The sequence below is a fragment of the Enterococcus sp. 12F9_DIV0723 genome (assembly GCF_002174375.1).
Classification (GTDB): domain Bacteria; phylum Bacillota; class Bacilli; order Lactobacillales; family Enterococcaceae; genus Enterococcus_A; species Enterococcus_A gilvus.
Genome location: NZ_NIBK01000002.1, coordinates 153,074 through 166,383 on the forward strand (window position 1 = coordinate 153,074; position 13,310 = coordinate 166,383).

Annotated in this window: 20 protein-coding genes and 1 pseudogene; 9 read left to right on the forward strand and 12 right to left on the reverse strand. The window is 42.6% G+C overall.

Annotation, left to right across the window (positions count from 1 at the left end):
* The first annotated feature begins 188 nt into the window (after positions 1-188).
* Positions 189-509, forward strand: a complete 321-nt coding sequence (locus A5868_RS13820; protein WP_086305273.1) for a DUF960 family protein — start codon at positions 189-191, stop codon at positions 507-509.
* A gap of 22 nt (positions 510-531) precedes the next feature.
* On the opposite strand, the gene A5868_RS13825 is transcribed toward A5868_RS13820, so the two are convergent.
* Entirely contained in the window at positions 532-969 is a 438-nt protein-coding gene (locus A5868_RS13825; RefSeq protein ID WP_010778905.1) for a universal stress protein, read from the reverse strand.
* 198 nt (positions 970-1,167) lie between these two features.
* Positions 1,168-2,070, reverse strand: a complete 903-nt coding sequence (locus A5868_RS13830) for an Rpn family recombination-promoting nuclease/putative transposase (RefSeq protein ID WP_086305274.1) — start codon at positions 2,068-2,070, stop codon at positions 1,168-1,170.
* 240 nt (positions 2,071-2,310) lie between these two features.
* Here A5868_RS13830 and A5868_RS13835 point away from each other — a divergent pair, with 240 nt between their 5' ends.
* A complete protein-coding gene (locus tag A5868_RS13835) occupies positions 2,311-2,682 on the forward strand; it encodes a hypothetical protein (protein ID WP_010778900.1) in 372 nt (123 codons plus the stop codon).
* A 49-nt stretch (positions 2,683-2,731) separates the two neighbouring features.
* Here A5868_RS13835 and A5868_RS19070 read toward each other — a convergent pair whose 3' ends face one another.
* Positions 2,732-2,905, reverse strand: a complete 174-nt coding sequence (locus tag A5868_RS19070; RefSeq protein ID WP_157777026.1) for a hypothetical protein — start codon at positions 2,903-2,905, stop codon at positions 2,732-2,734.
* A gap of 301 nt (positions 2,906-3,206) precedes the next feature.
* Between A5868_RS19070 and A5868_RS13840 the strand changes: the two genes are divergently transcribed.
* From A5868_RS13840 to A5868_RS13850, 3 genes are all read left to right on the forward strand, one after another.
* Positions 3,207-4,103 carry an Abi family protein gene (locus A5868_RS13840; protein ID WP_176281348.1) on the forward strand — a complete coding sequence of 299 codons (897 nt, stop codon included), beginning with the start codon at positions 3,207-3,209 and terminating at the stop codon, positions 4,101-4,103.
* Positions 4,104-4,414: 311 nt separating this feature from the next.
* Positions 4,415-4,669, forward strand: coding sequence for a DUF5960 family protein (locus A5868_RS13845; protein WP_086305276.1), 255 nt, complete (start codon positions 4,415-4,417; stop codon positions 4,667-4,669).
* Entirely contained in the window at positions 4,656-4,916 is a 261-nt protein-coding gene (locus tag A5868_RS13850; RefSeq protein WP_086305277.1) for a hypothetical protein, read from the forward strand. Before A5868_RS13845 ends, A5868_RS13850 begins: the two co-directional genes overlap by 14 nt.
* A gap of 34 nt (positions 4,917-4,950) precedes the next feature.
* On the opposite strand, the gene A5868_RS13855 is transcribed toward A5868_RS13850, so the two are convergent.
* Together A5868_RS13855 and A5868_RS13860 are read right to left on the reverse strand one after the other, a co-directional pair.
* Positions 4,951-5,376 carry a universal stress protein gene (locus A5868_RS13855; protein ID WP_010778897.1) on the reverse strand — a complete coding sequence of 142 codons (426 nt, stop codon included), beginning with the start codon at positions 5,374-5,376 and terminating at the stop codon, positions 4,951-4,953.
* 457 nt (positions 5,377-5,833) lie between these two features.
* The gene (locus A5868_RS13860) at positions 5,834-6,094 is read right to left on the reverse strand and encodes a hypothetical protein (RefSeq protein ID WP_010778896.1); all 261 of its coding nucleotides are present in this window, start codon (positions 6,092-6,094) and stop codon (positions 5,834-5,836) included.
* A gap of 126 nt (positions 6,095-6,220) precedes the next feature.
* Here A5868_RS13860 and A5868_RS13865 point away from each other — a divergent pair, with 126 nt between their 5' ends.
* Positions 6,221-6,901 carry a hypothetical protein gene (locus A5868_RS13865; protein ID WP_086305278.1) on the forward strand — a complete coding sequence of 227 codons (681 nt, stop codon included), beginning with the start codon at positions 6,221-6,223 and terminating at the stop codon, positions 6,899-6,901.
* 22 nt (positions 6,902-6,923) lie between these two features.
* Here the strand turns inward: A5868_RS13865 and A5868_RS13870 are convergent, their stop codons facing one another.
* The 3 genes from A5868_RS13870 to A5868_RS13880 all read right to left on the reverse strand — a co-directional run bounded on the left by A5868_RS13870 (position 6,924) and on the right by A5868_RS13880 (position 9,060).
* Positions 6,924-7,679: a MerR family transcriptional regulator gene (locus A5868_RS13870; RefSeq protein ID WP_086305279.1), complete on the reverse strand. Its 756-nt coding sequence runs from the start codon at positions 7,677-7,679 to the stop codon at positions 6,924-6,926.
* A 122-nt stretch (positions 7,680-7,801) separates the two neighbouring features.
* Positions 7,802-8,284 (reverse strand): universal stress protein, encoded by a 483-nt coding sequence (locus tag A5868_RS13875; RefSeq protein ID WP_254908345.1) that lies wholly within the window; start codon positions 8,282-8,284, stop codon positions 7,802-7,804.
* Between the two features lie 53 nt (positions 8,285-8,337).
* Entirely contained in the window at positions 8,338-9,060 is a 723-nt protein-coding gene (locus tag A5868_RS13880) for a C39 family peptidase (RefSeq protein ID WP_044926907.1), read from the reverse strand.
* Between the two features lie 272 nt (positions 9,061-9,332).
* Here A5868_RS13880 and A5868_RS19075 point away from each other — a divergent pair, with 272 nt between their 5' ends.
* A complete protein-coding gene (locus A5868_RS19075) occupies positions 9,333-9,479 on the forward strand; it encodes a hypothetical protein (protein WP_010778891.1) in 147 nt (48 codons plus the stop codon).
* 260 nt (positions 9,480-9,739) lie between these two features.
* Here the strand turns inward: A5868_RS19075 and A5868_RS13885 are convergent, their stop codons facing one another.
* A complete protein-coding gene (locus tag A5868_RS13885) occupies positions 9,740-10,168 on the reverse strand; it encodes a universal stress protein (protein ID WP_010778890.1) in 429 nt (142 codons plus the stop codon).
* A gap of 73 nt (positions 10,169-10,241) precedes the next feature.
* A pseudogene (locus tag A5868_RS13890) lies at positions 10,242-10,673 on the reverse strand (universal stress protein).
* A 667-nt stretch (positions 10,674-11,340) separates the two neighbouring features.
* Here A5868_RS13890 and A5868_RS13895 point away from each other — a divergent pair.
* Positions 11,341-11,556 carry a hypothetical protein gene (locus A5868_RS13895; protein ID WP_010778888.1) on the forward strand — a complete coding sequence of 72 codons (216 nt, stop codon included), beginning with the start codon at positions 11,341-11,343 and terminating at the stop codon, positions 11,554-11,556.
* Between the two features lie 88 nt (positions 11,557-11,644).
* Positions 11,645-12,376 carry a class I SAM-dependent methyltransferase gene (locus A5868_RS13900; protein WP_217808913.1) on the forward strand — a complete coding sequence of 244 codons (732 nt, stop codon included), beginning with the start codon at positions 11,645-11,647 and terminating at the stop codon, positions 12,374-12,376.
* 83 nt (positions 12,377-12,459) lie between these two features.
* Here A5868_RS13900 and A5868_RS13905 read toward each other — a convergent pair whose 3' ends face one another.
* Together A5868_RS13905 and A5868_RS13910 are read right to left on the reverse strand one after the other, a co-directional pair.
* A complete protein-coding gene (locus tag A5868_RS13905; RefSeq protein WP_086305281.1) occupies positions 12,460-12,675 on the reverse strand; it encodes a BhlA/UviB family holin-like peptide in 216 nt (71 codons plus the stop codon).
* 167 nt (positions 12,676-12,842) lie between these two features.
* Positions 12,843-13,232, reverse strand: a complete 390-nt coding sequence (locus A5868_RS13910) for a RinA family phage transcriptional regulator (RefSeq protein WP_010778886.1) — start codon at positions 13,230-13,232, stop codon at positions 12,843-12,845.
* Positions 13,233-13,310 lie beyond the last annotated feature (78 nt).

A 13,310-nucleotide genomic window follows, 5' to 3' on the forward strand; every position in this document is an offset into this window, starting at 1 on the left:
CTTTCACCCTCATTCATTTGCTGTTTTCACGTTTCTTTTCGCGCTAAATAACTAAAACTACTCCCTTTTACCTTATCATTTTTAAGGCAAAAAAACTGTTTTAACGACCTAAATCATGGGAATTTGAGCATTTTCACTTTTTTTCTATTAAAAAACTGCTATGATAAAGCAAAGAGAGGGTGAAGAAATTGTTTGAACCGAAAAAACCACGAAGAAGCGACGTCCCCTTCACTGCGATTCCTGAGCATATGCAGCAGGAAATTTGGCACATGATCTTCATGCGGCCGCTAAAGGGATTGCCGCTGACTTCGCCGCAACGTTTTCACTTTTTTAAAAACAAAATGGCCCGTACACTCAGTGTCGTCTATTCCCAAAGTGAGCCTTATTTCTCAGATGGCATCACCGCCCCGTATGTCGAAGCCTACGACGACATCGAATTTCCAAAAGTAATGTATGTCTATGATACTGGCGAAGAGCTGCTCATGACGCTAGACGAAAAAAACGTTTGACCACTACGGCCAAACGTTTTTGTTATTTTACGACCATCACATTGCAGGGTGCTTGATTGACGACGTACGCGGTGGTTGAACCGACAAAAATCAGCGATAACGCCCCTAATCCAGTCGCCCCCATCACGATCAAATCTGTTTCCAGCTTTTCAGCCAGCTCCACGATTTCCCGTTTCGGATTGCCAGCAATGATTTGCGAAGTCAAATGAACCTCTTGCTCCTCCGCCACGCGATGATGCTCCAGATCCGTGATGATTTTCTGCGCCTTCTCATGGACTTCCTGCATCAAAGGAATCGAGTTTCCCCCAGTCGTTCCACTGAAACTAGCCGTGTCGATCACGGTCGCCAAGGTCAATTTCCCCTTGTTCCTTTTTGCGATATTGATCGCCTCATCAAAGGCCTTTTTAGACTGCTCCGAGCCATCCACAGCAACTAAAATATTCTTATATTCATCCACCATTTTTGCCACCTCTTTCCCCTTTAGTTTATCATTCTGCTCTCTATTCTAAAAAGAAAACTACTTCTTTCTCTTTGTTTTTTTATTTTTTGAGGACACTCCAAATAAGCCCCGCGATCAAGCGTTAAAAAAGTCGGGGAGATTCTCACTTTCCCTCCTCAATTCCCGTTCTTAACAATCAGTACCTTTGTACAACCAATTCTATTCGCTTTCAGTAGTATGGCGTTCGCGGTTTTTCAGCTTTTTGATGTCTTCGATGGGCATTCCTGTTGCTTCTGAAATCTGGATGAGTGAAAGGTCCGTTTTTAATAAGTTGAGGGCGATCTCTCGGTCTCTCTTCGCACGCTCTTCTTCTCTTGCCTCTTCTCGTGCCTCCATCAATTGTGTTGATCGCACGGCATCATCGATGGCTTTGGCTTTATTGATTCTCATGATCATGGTTCTTTCCTCCTTGTTCAGTTGGTAATAACTGATCTTCTTCTTTGCTGCTTTAATGTAGGATGGGGCGTCTTGTAGGACTTCTCCAGTTTTTAGGAAATATTGCCAGTGTTGAGAGGCGCTGTTTGGCGCGACGTGTTTATTTTTTAAACTTAGGAAACAAAGGACAAATAGTTCTCTTTTTTTGGTGCCTAAAAATGGCTGATGGGTTTTCTCGTTCAGCAGACGGTAGATTTGCAGGGCGTCTTGTTCTTTATCGCATAAATGAAAATCAATGATATTGATTCCGTAGGCGGGTCGCAATGTTGAAAAGTTGTTCTTTTTTATGAATGTCTCGGCATCGCTGTTGCCATAAGCAGCGCGGAAGGCTTCGACGAGATAGAACAGAGTTCGTTCTTGGAAATATTGATGCGGTTGAATTTGGCATTCGATCGTCGCATGGCTGCCGTCTTCCGTGATAGCCAAGATATCGACCTCGGTCAACCCGATTTCTACATTTTCAAAGGCTTTTTTATAACTATCGATGTGGTATGTTTCCTTGGGGGTCAGGGACTTGAATTCCAAGCCGAGCAGATCTTTGACAAAATTTTTAAGGATTGACGCGGAATCTTCAGAGGTGAGCATTTTATTAAAGAGTAAATCATTTGTTGGCAGATAGTTTTTCATCGTTTCACGACCTTCCAGACAGCACACGTGCAAGCAAGGAAGGCTTTTCTCGCCCCCATTATAGCATGTGCTCTCGATTTTCTTCTACAACAACCTACGCAAAAAAACACAGGAATCTTTCGCAAGGGACGCCTGTGAGTACATGATTCTTTAAAACTGCTTTAAGGCAAGTTGTATAAATTGTCCTTTTCTGATCAAGGTGCTACACTTTCTTCACAGAACGAATAAGGAGAATCAGAGATGAATAAAACACAACGAAGAAAAGCCCATCTCATCATTCATAGTGCCTCCACAGCCGCGGCCGGTGTCGGTGCGGGGATGGCGCAATTGCCTTTCCCTGATGCCACGGTTTTATTGCCGATCCAGACAGCGATGGTGATCGCCTTAGGAAAAGTGTTCCACGTCAAGCTGGAGCAAGGCGCAGCAAAGGCGCTGGCGACACAATTTTTAGCGCAAAAGGCTGGGCAAATGACGGCTCGCTTCTTAGCAGGCAAGCTTCCCGTTGCCGGTAATATCGTCAATGGCTCCACCGCTGCGGCGATTACTGAAAGCTATGGGTGGATGATTGCCAAAGAATTTTCCGAAGAGTCCTTGAAAAAGGTCAAAGTATAATAATTTTTTAATTAAGCGCGCGTGTTCTTTGAATCTATCGAACGTTTCGCTATACTGATAAGCGTGGATGAACTTGGTGTTTTACTCGTTCAATGATGTAGTCCGCATTTAAGACAGAGGTGTTGGTTCGATTCCAACCGTCCACGCTTTTCAAACGCACGCCTGCAGAAATTGCTGGTGTGCGTTTTTCTCTCTTTAATAGAAAGATTTTCATGTCAATCAATCGAAGATCCACAACGAATAAAAAAGGAATTTAGCTATGAAAAAATTGTCCCACTGGCTCTACCGCCAGCCCAAACACATCATATACCGAATCGCCCTGCTCTTTTGCCTGCTTTTTTGGGTGATCGTCTTTGTTTTAGTAAAACAGGTATTTTTTTAAGAAACTTTCCATGACTACATGGAGGTTTCTTTTTTTTGCGTAGTTTTTTAGAAAAGAACTCGTTTTATGATTGGTTTTGGAGGAGTTTACTTGTTGCACCATGTTTAATACTAGGAGGATCACTTCAAGGAAAGGAGAACGTATGATACGTCAGCAAAAGAAGCTAACTTTTCAAGAAATGTACGCGCACATGGCATCTAAGGGGATCACTTTCAACTATTTAGGCAAGTCAGATGTTATCGGCACACTAGAAAGCAAAAGTTACTATTATAAAGTGACAGCATTTAGAAAGAATTTTCCTAAGAAATGCGAAAAATATGTAGATTTAGATTTTTCATATATGGTTGATCTCGCTTCGATTGACAGGCAATTTAGATACTTGATAATGGCGATGTCACTAGATATTGAACATAGTATTAAGACCATCCTTTTACGTCTTATCACTACGAATGATCGGGAAGATGGTTTTACCATCGTTCGTGCATTCAAGACATTCGATGCGTATTCCTATAATAAAACACTGAAAACGTTCAAACGCAGCCGCTACCTAAATGATATGTACAGAAAAAGGAAAAATGCTGTTCCCGTTTGGACACTAGTAGAATTAATGGATTTTGGTAGTTTATGCAGCTTCGTTAAGATGTATTACGACAAATACCATAACGTTCAACTTGAGAAGGCAAGTAAATTAATGGTATATGCTAAATATCTACGGAACTCTGCCGCGCACAGTAATATTCTTTCAATTAACGTTTTCGGTAAGGAAAACAAGATTAATGGTAACCCACAGGCAGTCGTCACTTCTATGGCTAAGCAAATGAAAATTGATCCTTATCAGGCACAGTTTAAAAAGATACATGATGCAGTCTGTTTATTCGCATTGTTCAATACCTATGTTTCTGGACACATAAGATATTTAAGAAAAAAGGAAGGAATTCGATTAATAAAAAGAGCTTTAAGAAATAAAGAATGGTATAAAAACAATTTTAAACTGCGAGATATGTTCGCCATTTTATACAAACTGGTTGACTTTTTGTAGAGAAATCGATACTATTTTAGATGAAGAAAGTGCAGGTCATGCTGCCGCTCTACGCTTATGCGTGCATAAGAAAGAGTGCTAGGATACAGGTTTAAGGCCAACTATCACGAACGATAGTTGACCTTTTTTCTTTATCTCTTTTGCCTGCTTTTTTGGGTGATCGTCTTTGTTTTAGTAAAACAGGTATTTTTTTAAGAAACCTTCCATTACTACATGGAGGTTTCTTTTTTTTGCGTAATTTTATAAAAAAGGCTCTCTTTTTTCTTTACTTATCGAACAAACGTTCGTATACTATGTATGAGGTGATGACCATGTCTATGATTAGTCCAGATTCTGTTGAACTTTTTTACCGCACGTATGATTCCTTAGTGAAGGACTCTTTGCCGCTGGCCTTATGTTTGAATCAGATCACAGCGAAGATGGATGCGGAAGATCGCGATTATTTTGTTATTCCTGCTGTTAAGACTGGGCGGAAGAAGGATATTTATTTCCAATTTGAACGTAAAAATAATGAGCTTGTTTTTAAAGGCATCCATACGAGGAGGAAGGCTGATGGAATCGCTTAAGGGAACAGTAGAGAAGTTGAAGATTATCCAATTTTCGCAACAGCCGCTGGTTTATTTTCAGCTTGCTGGTACCAACTGTTTGATTGCGGCCCACTCGTTGAATTTTCTCGCGGATGTGGAAAATGGGCTGACGATCGTGGTGTCGGGGAGAAGAAATGCGCGGGACCAACTGATCATCGCAAAATATGCAGTGATAGGAAAAACCAAACTTATGACGGATATTCAAGCCTATCAAACCGCAAGCTAAAAGCCAGCACAAAAATGTGCTGGCTTCTTCTATGTTAGCGAACGACCATGACGTTGCACGGGGCATTGTTCACGACAAATGCAGTGGTTGAACCGAGTAACAGACGTGAAAAGGTTCCGGTACCTGTGGCGCCCATTAAAATCAAATCGATTTTTTCCTCTTCTGCGTAGGCAACGATTTTTGCTTTTGGATTGCCATCATCAACGATCGTCGTGTGTGCAATATCTTCTGGGATCAATTCTTCCAAGGACTCTACGACTGCTCCGGCTGCTTTATGCGCTTGCTTGACGACTTGGTCCACCGCATAGGGCTCGGCACCTAAATGGTTGGTGTCAGAGACAATCAAAATATATAAGTGGGCATCATTCCTGCGAGTGACTTCGATGGCTTCTTGAAACGCGCGTCGTGCCTGTTCAGATGAATCGACTGCGACAAGAATTCTTTTGTACGATTCTTTCATGGTAAATCCCCCCTTTCTTCTATTGTATCGAATGGGGGGTCCTTTTGTACAGCGTTTATGAAGCGCTTTCTTTTTTTTGGAACGGCTCATTTTTTAGAGAAAAGAAAAAAGCACCTTGAACGTCAAGGTGCTTAAAGGGGATGCTAGTCAAATACTACTAGCTAAGAAAGATTGAGAGAGGTCTTCCTCATATTCACATTTTAACAGATTTCTTTCTTCTTTTGGCGATTTTACGAATTGTTTTTTTAACATTTTCAAATTTATTCTGAATGTTACTAAATATTTTTATTTCGAAAAAGTATTCATTCTATTTAAATACTGTCAAAAAAAATTATTAAAGCTATTATTTTATCGATATTCTACCATTTTCAAAGGGGTGCTTCCCTCTGGTGTCTTTGCTTTCTAAAGAGACACTTTTTACACTTTGATATATTTTTCACAAATACAGGTAAAAAAATTAGCCTTTTACATATTCTAATTCAACATTTTTTGTATCGTTTTTCTTAGCTACTTGGTACGCAGTCGCTAATGTTTCCAGTGTTCTAGGATCGAGCGCCAATTTTACGAATGTCGGCAGATCCAATCTGTTTACATCCACTTCTTTCTGGCTCACTATCGGCTGCATCATTTTGGCGAAGCCGCCTGTGATTGAAATCGATTGTTTCTCACAACGAATAGCATCTCTTAATTCCATAGGATTCGCAACTACTTTTGTCATTCCCATCACCTCTTCTTTTTTTTTGATAATAGCATATCCGATTCTTAAAATCAATCATTTTGTGAAATAAAACACAAATTTTCAACGGTATTTTTCTGGTATACTTCTTTAAAAGGAGTTGCTGATATGAACAAGGAGCTTCAACGAAGAGGCCGAGGATGGGTAGAAGAAGCCGATTTACCCCCGTATCGAGGGTTGTCGCGTAGTGACCTGATTGCGTTGCTTGCCTCAACAGATGCTTGCGAACGTACGGTTGCCGCACGACTATTGCCATTAGATTGTGACACGACACACATTTTATTAGAGGCGCTTATTCATGAGCCTGCTTTGTATACCCGATTAGCGATCACCGCAAAGCTGGAGAGCGGCGGCGAAGCGACTGCACGACAGATGATTCCGTTGCTGAATAACATCGGTCACAATCAGCATCGAACGCCGATCGCCCCTTCAAAGAAGAAATCCTATCCTTTGCCACGGGATTTGATCGCTCGTTCGTTGGGTCGGATGTCGCCTGATATTTTCCCGCTGCTGCTTGATTCTGCTGAGCAACTGTCGCCGTTTCCCTTGAGAGAGCTGATCGATGCTCTTGGGTTCATAGCCTTTTATCATCCCTCGGTAGCAACTGACGCCCATTACCAGCGGCTTTTATCGTTAAAACATACCCATCGAAAAGATGCGTTGATTCCATGGAAAATGCTTATTTGTTTTTCCGCTTTTCCCCAAAGTAAGGCTGTGCTGCTGCAAGAAACGGTATTCTTGGCAGAAGCACAGCGCTCATTACGCCTGTTGGACGCAAAAAAGGATTGAGCCGAAGCGCAATCCTTTTTTTCTATGCGTAATACTGAATGATTTGATACAATGCCTCCGCGGCGCCGACACCGCTTTTGTCATCGTAATAACGGGTAAACCGTTCATCTGCAAGATACATTTCGGCTACTCCCTTGTGCGCTTCGCCAGAATACTTCTTCCAGCTAAATTGCAGCCAAGATTTGTGCAGCTCAAACACTTCTTTCGCTAGCGGGCTTGGCAGTGTCTGTTCCTCTAAAAAAGAAGACAATTTCTGCGTCAGCTCTCCTTCAATCGCGGTCAACTCGCCGTACTCTTTCTCGCTCATGTTCTGCCATTTTTGGTTGGCATGGGCTACGGCGTCTTCTCCGTATTTTTCGCGGACCTCTGTGCCGTAATTCTCTTCATTTTCCAGCAGTCGTTGCTGCTTGAAGGCGTCAAATTTTTCTTTATTTGTCATTCGAATCTCTCCCTTGTAATACCCCAAGGTGTCCTCAAGGACCTGCAGCAGACGATCCAATTCTCCGCGTTTGCGGATCAGTTCGTCTCTTTGCTGAATTAAGGTATCTTGGATTTTTTCGTCAGGTTGGTCGATCAATTCTTTGATTGTTTTTAAAGGAATCCCAATGGATCGGTACAATAAAATCTGCTGCAGCCGATCAATTTCTTTGTCCGTATACATCCGATACCCAGCCTCGGTTAGAAAGGCGGGTCTCAATAATCCGCGTTCGTCGTAGAATCTCAAGGTCCGTGCACTGACACCTGAAAGTTCTGCGATTTGTTTGATGGTGTAACTCATTTGATCCCTTCTCCCCTTCGTGAATGTGATAACTTCTTCCTGACAAAACCAATCCTACACCTTAACGTTACGGCAAGGTCAAGGAAAAGCCAGCATTAGTTTGCTGGCTGTGGTTTTTCCTATTATTTCACCACCATCACATTGCATGGCGCGTTGTTAATGACATAGTCTGTGGTTGATCCCACCAGCACTCGTTCGACCGCGCCTTTCCCCGTGGCGCCTATATAAATCAGGTCGATGTGATAGGTTTCAGGTAAATCGAAGCACAGGGCTTTTTTAGGACTGCCGACACACGTGATCAACTGCTTGTTGTAGTAATCAATCTTCGCCGCCTCTTCTTCCAATTCGTTAAGGGCATACTGCTTCTCTTCTTCAAGGATCTGGGACACAGGCGTCGCACTATTGAGCAAGATGCCGCTGTTATTGATGACTCGTGCGATGTACAAACGTGCATTGTTTCTTCGTGCGGCCTCGACCGCCTCCATCAATGCTTGGTGCGCTTGCGGAGAGCCGTCTACTGCTGCTAAAATGTTGCCGTAACGTTCTTTCATGATGCCTTCCCCCTTTTCTTCTAGTATAGCAAGGTGTGACTGTTTTGTACGCATTTTTCTCCTAGAGAAGACAAAAACCACTTCCCTGAAAAAGAAGTGGTTTCGCGTTAGATTTTTTCCAGATAAAGGGATTGCTTGTCGGTTTGATCATAGATTTCTTTCAGGTCGTCCCAGGGAACTTCACGGTTTTGGTACCCGTATGGATCGTTCACATACACGACTTCCTTCTCTCGATCGAAGCCTGTAATGACTGCGGAGTGAATCAAAGGCGTCACATACATGCTGCCTTGATCGGTCTCCCAAAGCATAAAGTCGTTATCGGTCGGCACTTGAAACTCCACCGTTGCGACGATCCACACCGGTTTTCCACTGCCAACAACGTCAATGATCTTATCAAAGGAGGTTTTGCTGGAGCTCACGACGCGGTAGTCATCCCCTACGACCGACTTGGCTAATTTTGCGATCGGCTCGACCGCGACCCCCATCGCCTCATCGCCTCCAGTAATGTCTCCGACAAATCCTAAATGAGGATCGCCGTAATTGCCAGATTCTGTGTACAGCGGTTGATAATCCAGTTCGTCTGCCAGCTCATTTTTCGTTGTATCAAAGCCATAATAACGCAGCAGCATGGATAACGCCGTCACTTCACACCCATTTTCCAGGGCATCCCCGTCAAATTGATTTTCTAACGGCACGTCTAAAACGAGCTTCTTTTCCTGTTCTGTTTGGTCGATCAGCTCGGTCCAATCATTCTTTCCTTTAGCGATATAAATACCGCCGCTGATTACTACAAGCAGAATCAGCACTACAGTTATTCTTCTTTTCTTCATGTCATCACCTATCATTAGAGTCCACTTGGAATTATACGGATAAATAAGGTATATACCAACGATAACCCCTTAAATCAGATGATTATTAAGTTATTTTAAATGTTGTGAAGGCTTTCTAAAATGAAAGTTAAGGATTTAATAAGTTTAATTTTTTTGATGGCGTTTACAAACTTTTTGTTAGTAATTCGCCTCGATTCGTGTTATATTTATAAGTGGAATTTCGTTATCAGCGTAATAGTTGCCTTTCGTGACAAGAAGAAAGGAGAATGATTATGACATTCGATAACAAAAATGTGCAATACCGTGTCACGTTGGATACAGAGTTGAACCTTTTTATCGTTTTCGATAAGAACGACAAAAACCATGTAGCAACGGGTGTAACGATTGAAAAAGCGGTACAAGAATTGCAAAAGAACTAAGAGAACCGTTTGGTAGAAACAACCTCTATGCAACGGTGATCCGATTCATTTTTCGTGGTTTTGGAAAAATGATCACTTAACTAACGCATTAGCCTCGTCTGATGCAACGGTAAAATGATTTCCTTAAAACGAATGAGGAGTGACATCTCAGTGAAAGACACGAAATTGCATTAAAAGCACCTGCTGTGAATCCACGGTAGGTGCCTTTTTTTGTTCATAAAAAAAGGTCTTGACGAATACGCATTCGCCAAAACCTGTTGTTATCTTACGACCATCACATTGCAGGGGGCATGATTCACGATATACCCGCTGGTGGAACCTACCAATAGCCGTTGGAAACGGCCCTTCCCCGTGGCGCCGACATATATCAAGTCGATCGCATACTGCTTAGGCAATTCTTCTGTTAACGCCTTTTTCGGATTCCCAATATATTGCACGATCTCCATATTTTGGTAGCGGCCTCGTTCCTGCAACTTTTCAAGGTACTTTTTGGCCTGCTGAGACTCTTCTGCTAAAATATCATCCATCGGCTGCGCACTGCTCATCAAAATACTGGAATCATCAATGACCTGAACCACATACAGCCTCGCATCGTTCCGTCGCGCAGCACCGATCGCTTCAAAAAACGCGCCTTCCGACTGGTCGGAACCATCCACGGCAACCATAATATTCTTATATCTGCTGATCATACTACCTACTCCTCCGCTGTTCATATTCTATTGACTTTTGTATTGGATCGTTCCTTCATAAAAGATAGGTTCTCTACCGAATGACGGTTACACTACAGGGGGCATGATTGACGACATAAGCTGCGGTCGAGCCGATGCGCGAGAGACGAATCTCCCCTTTTCCCGTCGCACCCAAGTAAATCATGTCACTCTCATTTTCCTTCGCAAATTCAACGATTTTTTCTTTTGGATTGCCCAACTCGACAAAAGGCTCCACGTTTTCAAGGTCCTTAAGGGATGCGTCGTGCACTTTTTTCAACAGCTCTTTTTCAACCTGTTCTTTTTATGCCGCGTAGATTTTACTAAAGGAAAAGGCGCTGGTGGAGAGTTCATTGTCATTGATGATTGAAATAACACTCAACTTGGCTCCGTGGCGTTTTGCCGCTTCCACCGCTTCATCAAACGCGTGTTCAGAGTGATTCGACCCGTCGATCGCGACCAATATATTCTTGTAGTGGCTGATCATTGTAACCGCCTCCTTTCTTAAATTATAAAGGAAAAGCGACGATCTGTGAAACGAAAGAAACTTTGTCGTTGATAACAAAAGTTATCGCAGTGAAAAGTGGATGGCTTATTCGCAGCAGTCTTTTGGACTAAAATAAATAATCGATTTTCTTTTTGGGGATAAGGCAATTTTTTTACAAATTTGAAAATTTTCGGTATGTTTCTCTCCACACCTCTAACGCTTAAAATTAAAAAAAGGGTGTTATTCAATTTTCAAGAATAATCTGCACCTCTCTGAGCATTTTTCTTGTATCTCTTTGTGCTATCCGTTAAGGTAACAGTAGTTCATTTGTTTATCCGAGTTCCTTCCCAGGACTCCAGCCGTCGTTGCCCTGCGACGGCTTTTTCTATGAGCAAAAAAGTTGCCTAGAAAGCCTTTTCTATTTATAGTTAACTGTGGGTATACACCCATCCTTTATAGAATTTGTTTTTTCACTTGCGGACCGTTGCCTACTAGGCCGGTCTTTTTTTGCGTGCTGGGAAACGAACGCTTTTTTATTTTCCAACTCCTATCAACGTCCCTTCCTGCTCCGAAAATGGAATTTGTCCGAAAACAAAATCCCCCCTGTTCATTACCTGTTTATATGTTAAACTAGGTACGTTGAGACAGCGTAATTGGAGGAAAGGATATGTATAAAGCCAACTTAAAAAACATCCTCACCCGAAAAGAAGAATGTTCGATCGACCTTTCTATGATTCCTCATGTTGGTGACACCTTGCAATTGAGACAACCCGATAAATTTTTATTGGTTCATGGCGTCACGCACATGATTGAAAGCGAGTCCACGGAGTTCGAGATCTTTGTTGAACCGATCGACCGTACCTATTGGATGAACGAAATTTAACGAAAGCGAGGATATACAAATGATTGCACACAAAAGAGATGTACTCCATGTAGTTTAAGACAAATACAATTACATGGAGGAATTTATAATGACAAACATTTATGATAACGAAGAATTTTTTGACAGCTATAGTCAAATGGCCCGCAGTAAGCAGGGCTTGGATGGTGCAGGCGAATGGCAAACGTTAAAAGGATTATTGCCGGACTTTGAAGGAAAACGCGTCCTTGATCTCGGCTGCGGTTACGGCTGGCATTGTTTTTATGCCGCAGAGCATGGTGCCACATCCGTCGTTGGCGTCGATCTATCAGAAAAAATGCTGGCGGTTGCCCGCGAGAAAAACACCTTTTCCACGGTCACCTTTATAAAAGACAGCTTTGATACGGTTGTTTTCGAGCCAAACAGCTTCGACATCGTGATCAGCTCACTGGCGATCCATTATATTGAAGACTTTGAAACGCTAGCCAAACACATCGGCACCTGGTTGGTTCCAGAGGGTCAGCTTGTCTTTTCCGTGGAGCATCCGATCTTTACTGCGGAAGGGGCACAGGATTGGACCTACGATGAAAAGGGACAGATCGCGCACTTTCCAGTAGACAATTATTTTTACGAAGGACAGCGCACGGCCCATTTTCTCGGCAGTGATGTGACGAAATACCACCGAACAATGACGACCTATCTAGACAGCTTGTTGACGAATGGGTTCCAGATCCAACGAATCGTTGAACCTATTCCGCCTGAAACGATGATGGCGGTTCCTGGTATGAAGGACGAAATGCGCCGACCAATGATGTTGATTATAAAAGCAGAAAAACAATCTTAATACGCCCAGAAGTTTGAATCACAGGAAGCGACCGCCAAAAGGGAAATCTTTGGCGGTCGCTTCAAAGCTTCTGGTTTTTTTTGCTAGTTTATTCGTTCCATTGTTTCACAAATTTGTCGAATCGTCCGTTCTAGCCTCTCGATCTGCTTCAATGAACCGGTCAGCTCGTCAATGGTGTTCAGGTAACGGTCTTCTCGTTCGTTGTTTTGTTTCATTACCCACACCAATAACCCAACAAAAAGGATCGGGAAACCGATGCTCTCTGGATTCTCAAGCAGTGAAGAAAGAAGTGCATCCATGCTGCTTCACCCACTTTCTGAACAGAAGCCCCGCGCATCGGCGGCTCCCAGATTCCCTCTTTTGACAACGCTCACGTGTTCCCTCTCTCATAAGAACCCTTCCTTTCTCTTAAATCTACCTTTAGTATATACGAACTTATGTTCGTTTTGTTGCCAAAAAAAAGACATTAGATTCCTAAATGCTCGGCTAACACTTCAAAAAATTGGTCTCGCAAACGAATCACCTGCCGCTTACTTAGAAAAACATCCTCTGCCATACGGTCCAAATTTCTTTTTGGCTGTTTTGACATGTACAGACCCTCAATGATCGCTCTCGTCTCACCGGTTGCCTGTTCCAAACAATAAGAAATGATCTTCTGGTTTCGTTCGAGATTGATCAACTGCCGATCCAATGAAATGGAGATCAACAGATCCTTGCTTTCTGGGTCAGTATTTTCCACCTTTGTTGCTTCAGTGGGATGTAATAGCAGCTTTCCCCTTCGCTCTAAATAATAATCCTGCATGTTCGGGTAGTCCTGCAAGATTCCTTTCAAATAGTCTTTCTTCCATTTTTCCATCGCAAGCCCTCCTTAAAATAACTCGAATACACTTAGAAGATAGGCATCTTCTAAATGAATGAACACCTGCCTTTTTTT

Bases quoted from the DNA above. Each gene is read 5' to 3' on its own strand.
- A5868_RS13885 (WP_010778890.1), bottom strand. From the start codon at position 10,168: ATGATCAGCAGATATAAGAATATTATGGTTGCCGTGGATGGTTCCGAC.
- A5868_RS13855 (WP_010778897.1), bottom strand. From the start codon at position 5,376: ATGAAAGAATCGTACAAAAGAATTCTTGTCGCAGTCGATTCATCTGAA.
- A5868_RS13910 (WP_010778886.1), bottom strand. From the start codon at position 13,232: ATGGAAAAATGGAAGAAAGACTATTTGAAAGGAATCTTGCAGGACTAC.
- A5868_RS13840 (WP_176281348.1), top strand. From the start codon at position 3,207: ATGATACGTCAGCAAAAGAAGCTAACTTTTCAAGAAATGTACGCGCAC.
- A5868_RS13830 (WP_086305274.1), bottom strand. From the start codon at position 2,070: ATGAAAAACTATCTGCCAACAAATGATTTACTCTTTAATAAAATGCTC.
- A5868_RS13865 (WP_086305278.1), top strand. From the start codon at position 6,221: ATGAACAAGGAGCTTCAACGAAGAGGCCGAGGATGGGTAGAAGAAGCC.
- A5868_RS13860 (WP_010778896.1), bottom strand. From the start codon at position 6,094: ATGACAAAAGTAGTTGCGAATCCTATGGAATTAAGAGATGCTATTCGT.
- A5868_RS13850 (WP_086305277.1), top strand. From the start codon at position 4,656: ATGGAATCGCTTAAGGGAACAGTAGAGAAGTTGAAGATTATCCAATTT.
- A5868_RS13880 (WP_044926907.1), bottom strand. From the start codon at position 9,060: ATGAAGAAAAGAAGAATAACTGTAGTGCTGATTCTGCTTGTAGTAATC.
- A5868_RS13870 (WP_086305279.1), bottom strand. From the start codon at position 7,679: ATGAGTTACACCATCAAACAAATCGCAGAACTTTCAGGTGTCAGTGCA.
- A5868_RS13895 (WP_010778888.1), top strand. From the start codon at position 11,341: ATGTATAAAGCCAACTTAAAAAACATCCTCACCCGAAAAGAAGAATGT.
- A5868_RS13835 (WP_010778900.1), top strand. From the start codon at position 2,311: ATGAATAAAACACAACGAAGAAAAGCCCATCTCATCATTCATAGTGCC.
- A5868_RS13845 (WP_086305276.1), top strand. From the start codon at position 4,415: ATGTCTATGATTAGTCCAGATTCTGTTGAACTTTTTTACCGCACGTAT.
- A5868_RS19075 (WP_010778891.1), top strand. From the start codon at position 9,333: ATGACATTCGATAACAAAAATGTGCAATACCGTGTCACGTTGGATACA.
- A5868_RS13905 (WP_086305281.1), bottom strand. From the start codon at position 12,675: ATGGATGCACTTCTTTCTTCACTGCTTGAGAATCCAGAGAGCATCGGT.
- A5868_RS13875 (WP_254908345.1), bottom strand. From the start codon at position 8,284: ATGCGTACAAAACAGTCACACCTTGCTATACTAGAAGAAAAGGGGGAA.
- A5868_RS13825 (WP_010778905.1), bottom strand. From the start codon at position 969: ATGGTGGATGAATATAAGAATATTTTAGTTGCTGTGGATGGCTCGGAG.
- A5868_RS13900 (WP_217808913.1), top strand. From the start codon at position 11,645: ATGACAAACATTTATGATAACGAAGAATTTTTTGACAGCTATAGTCAA.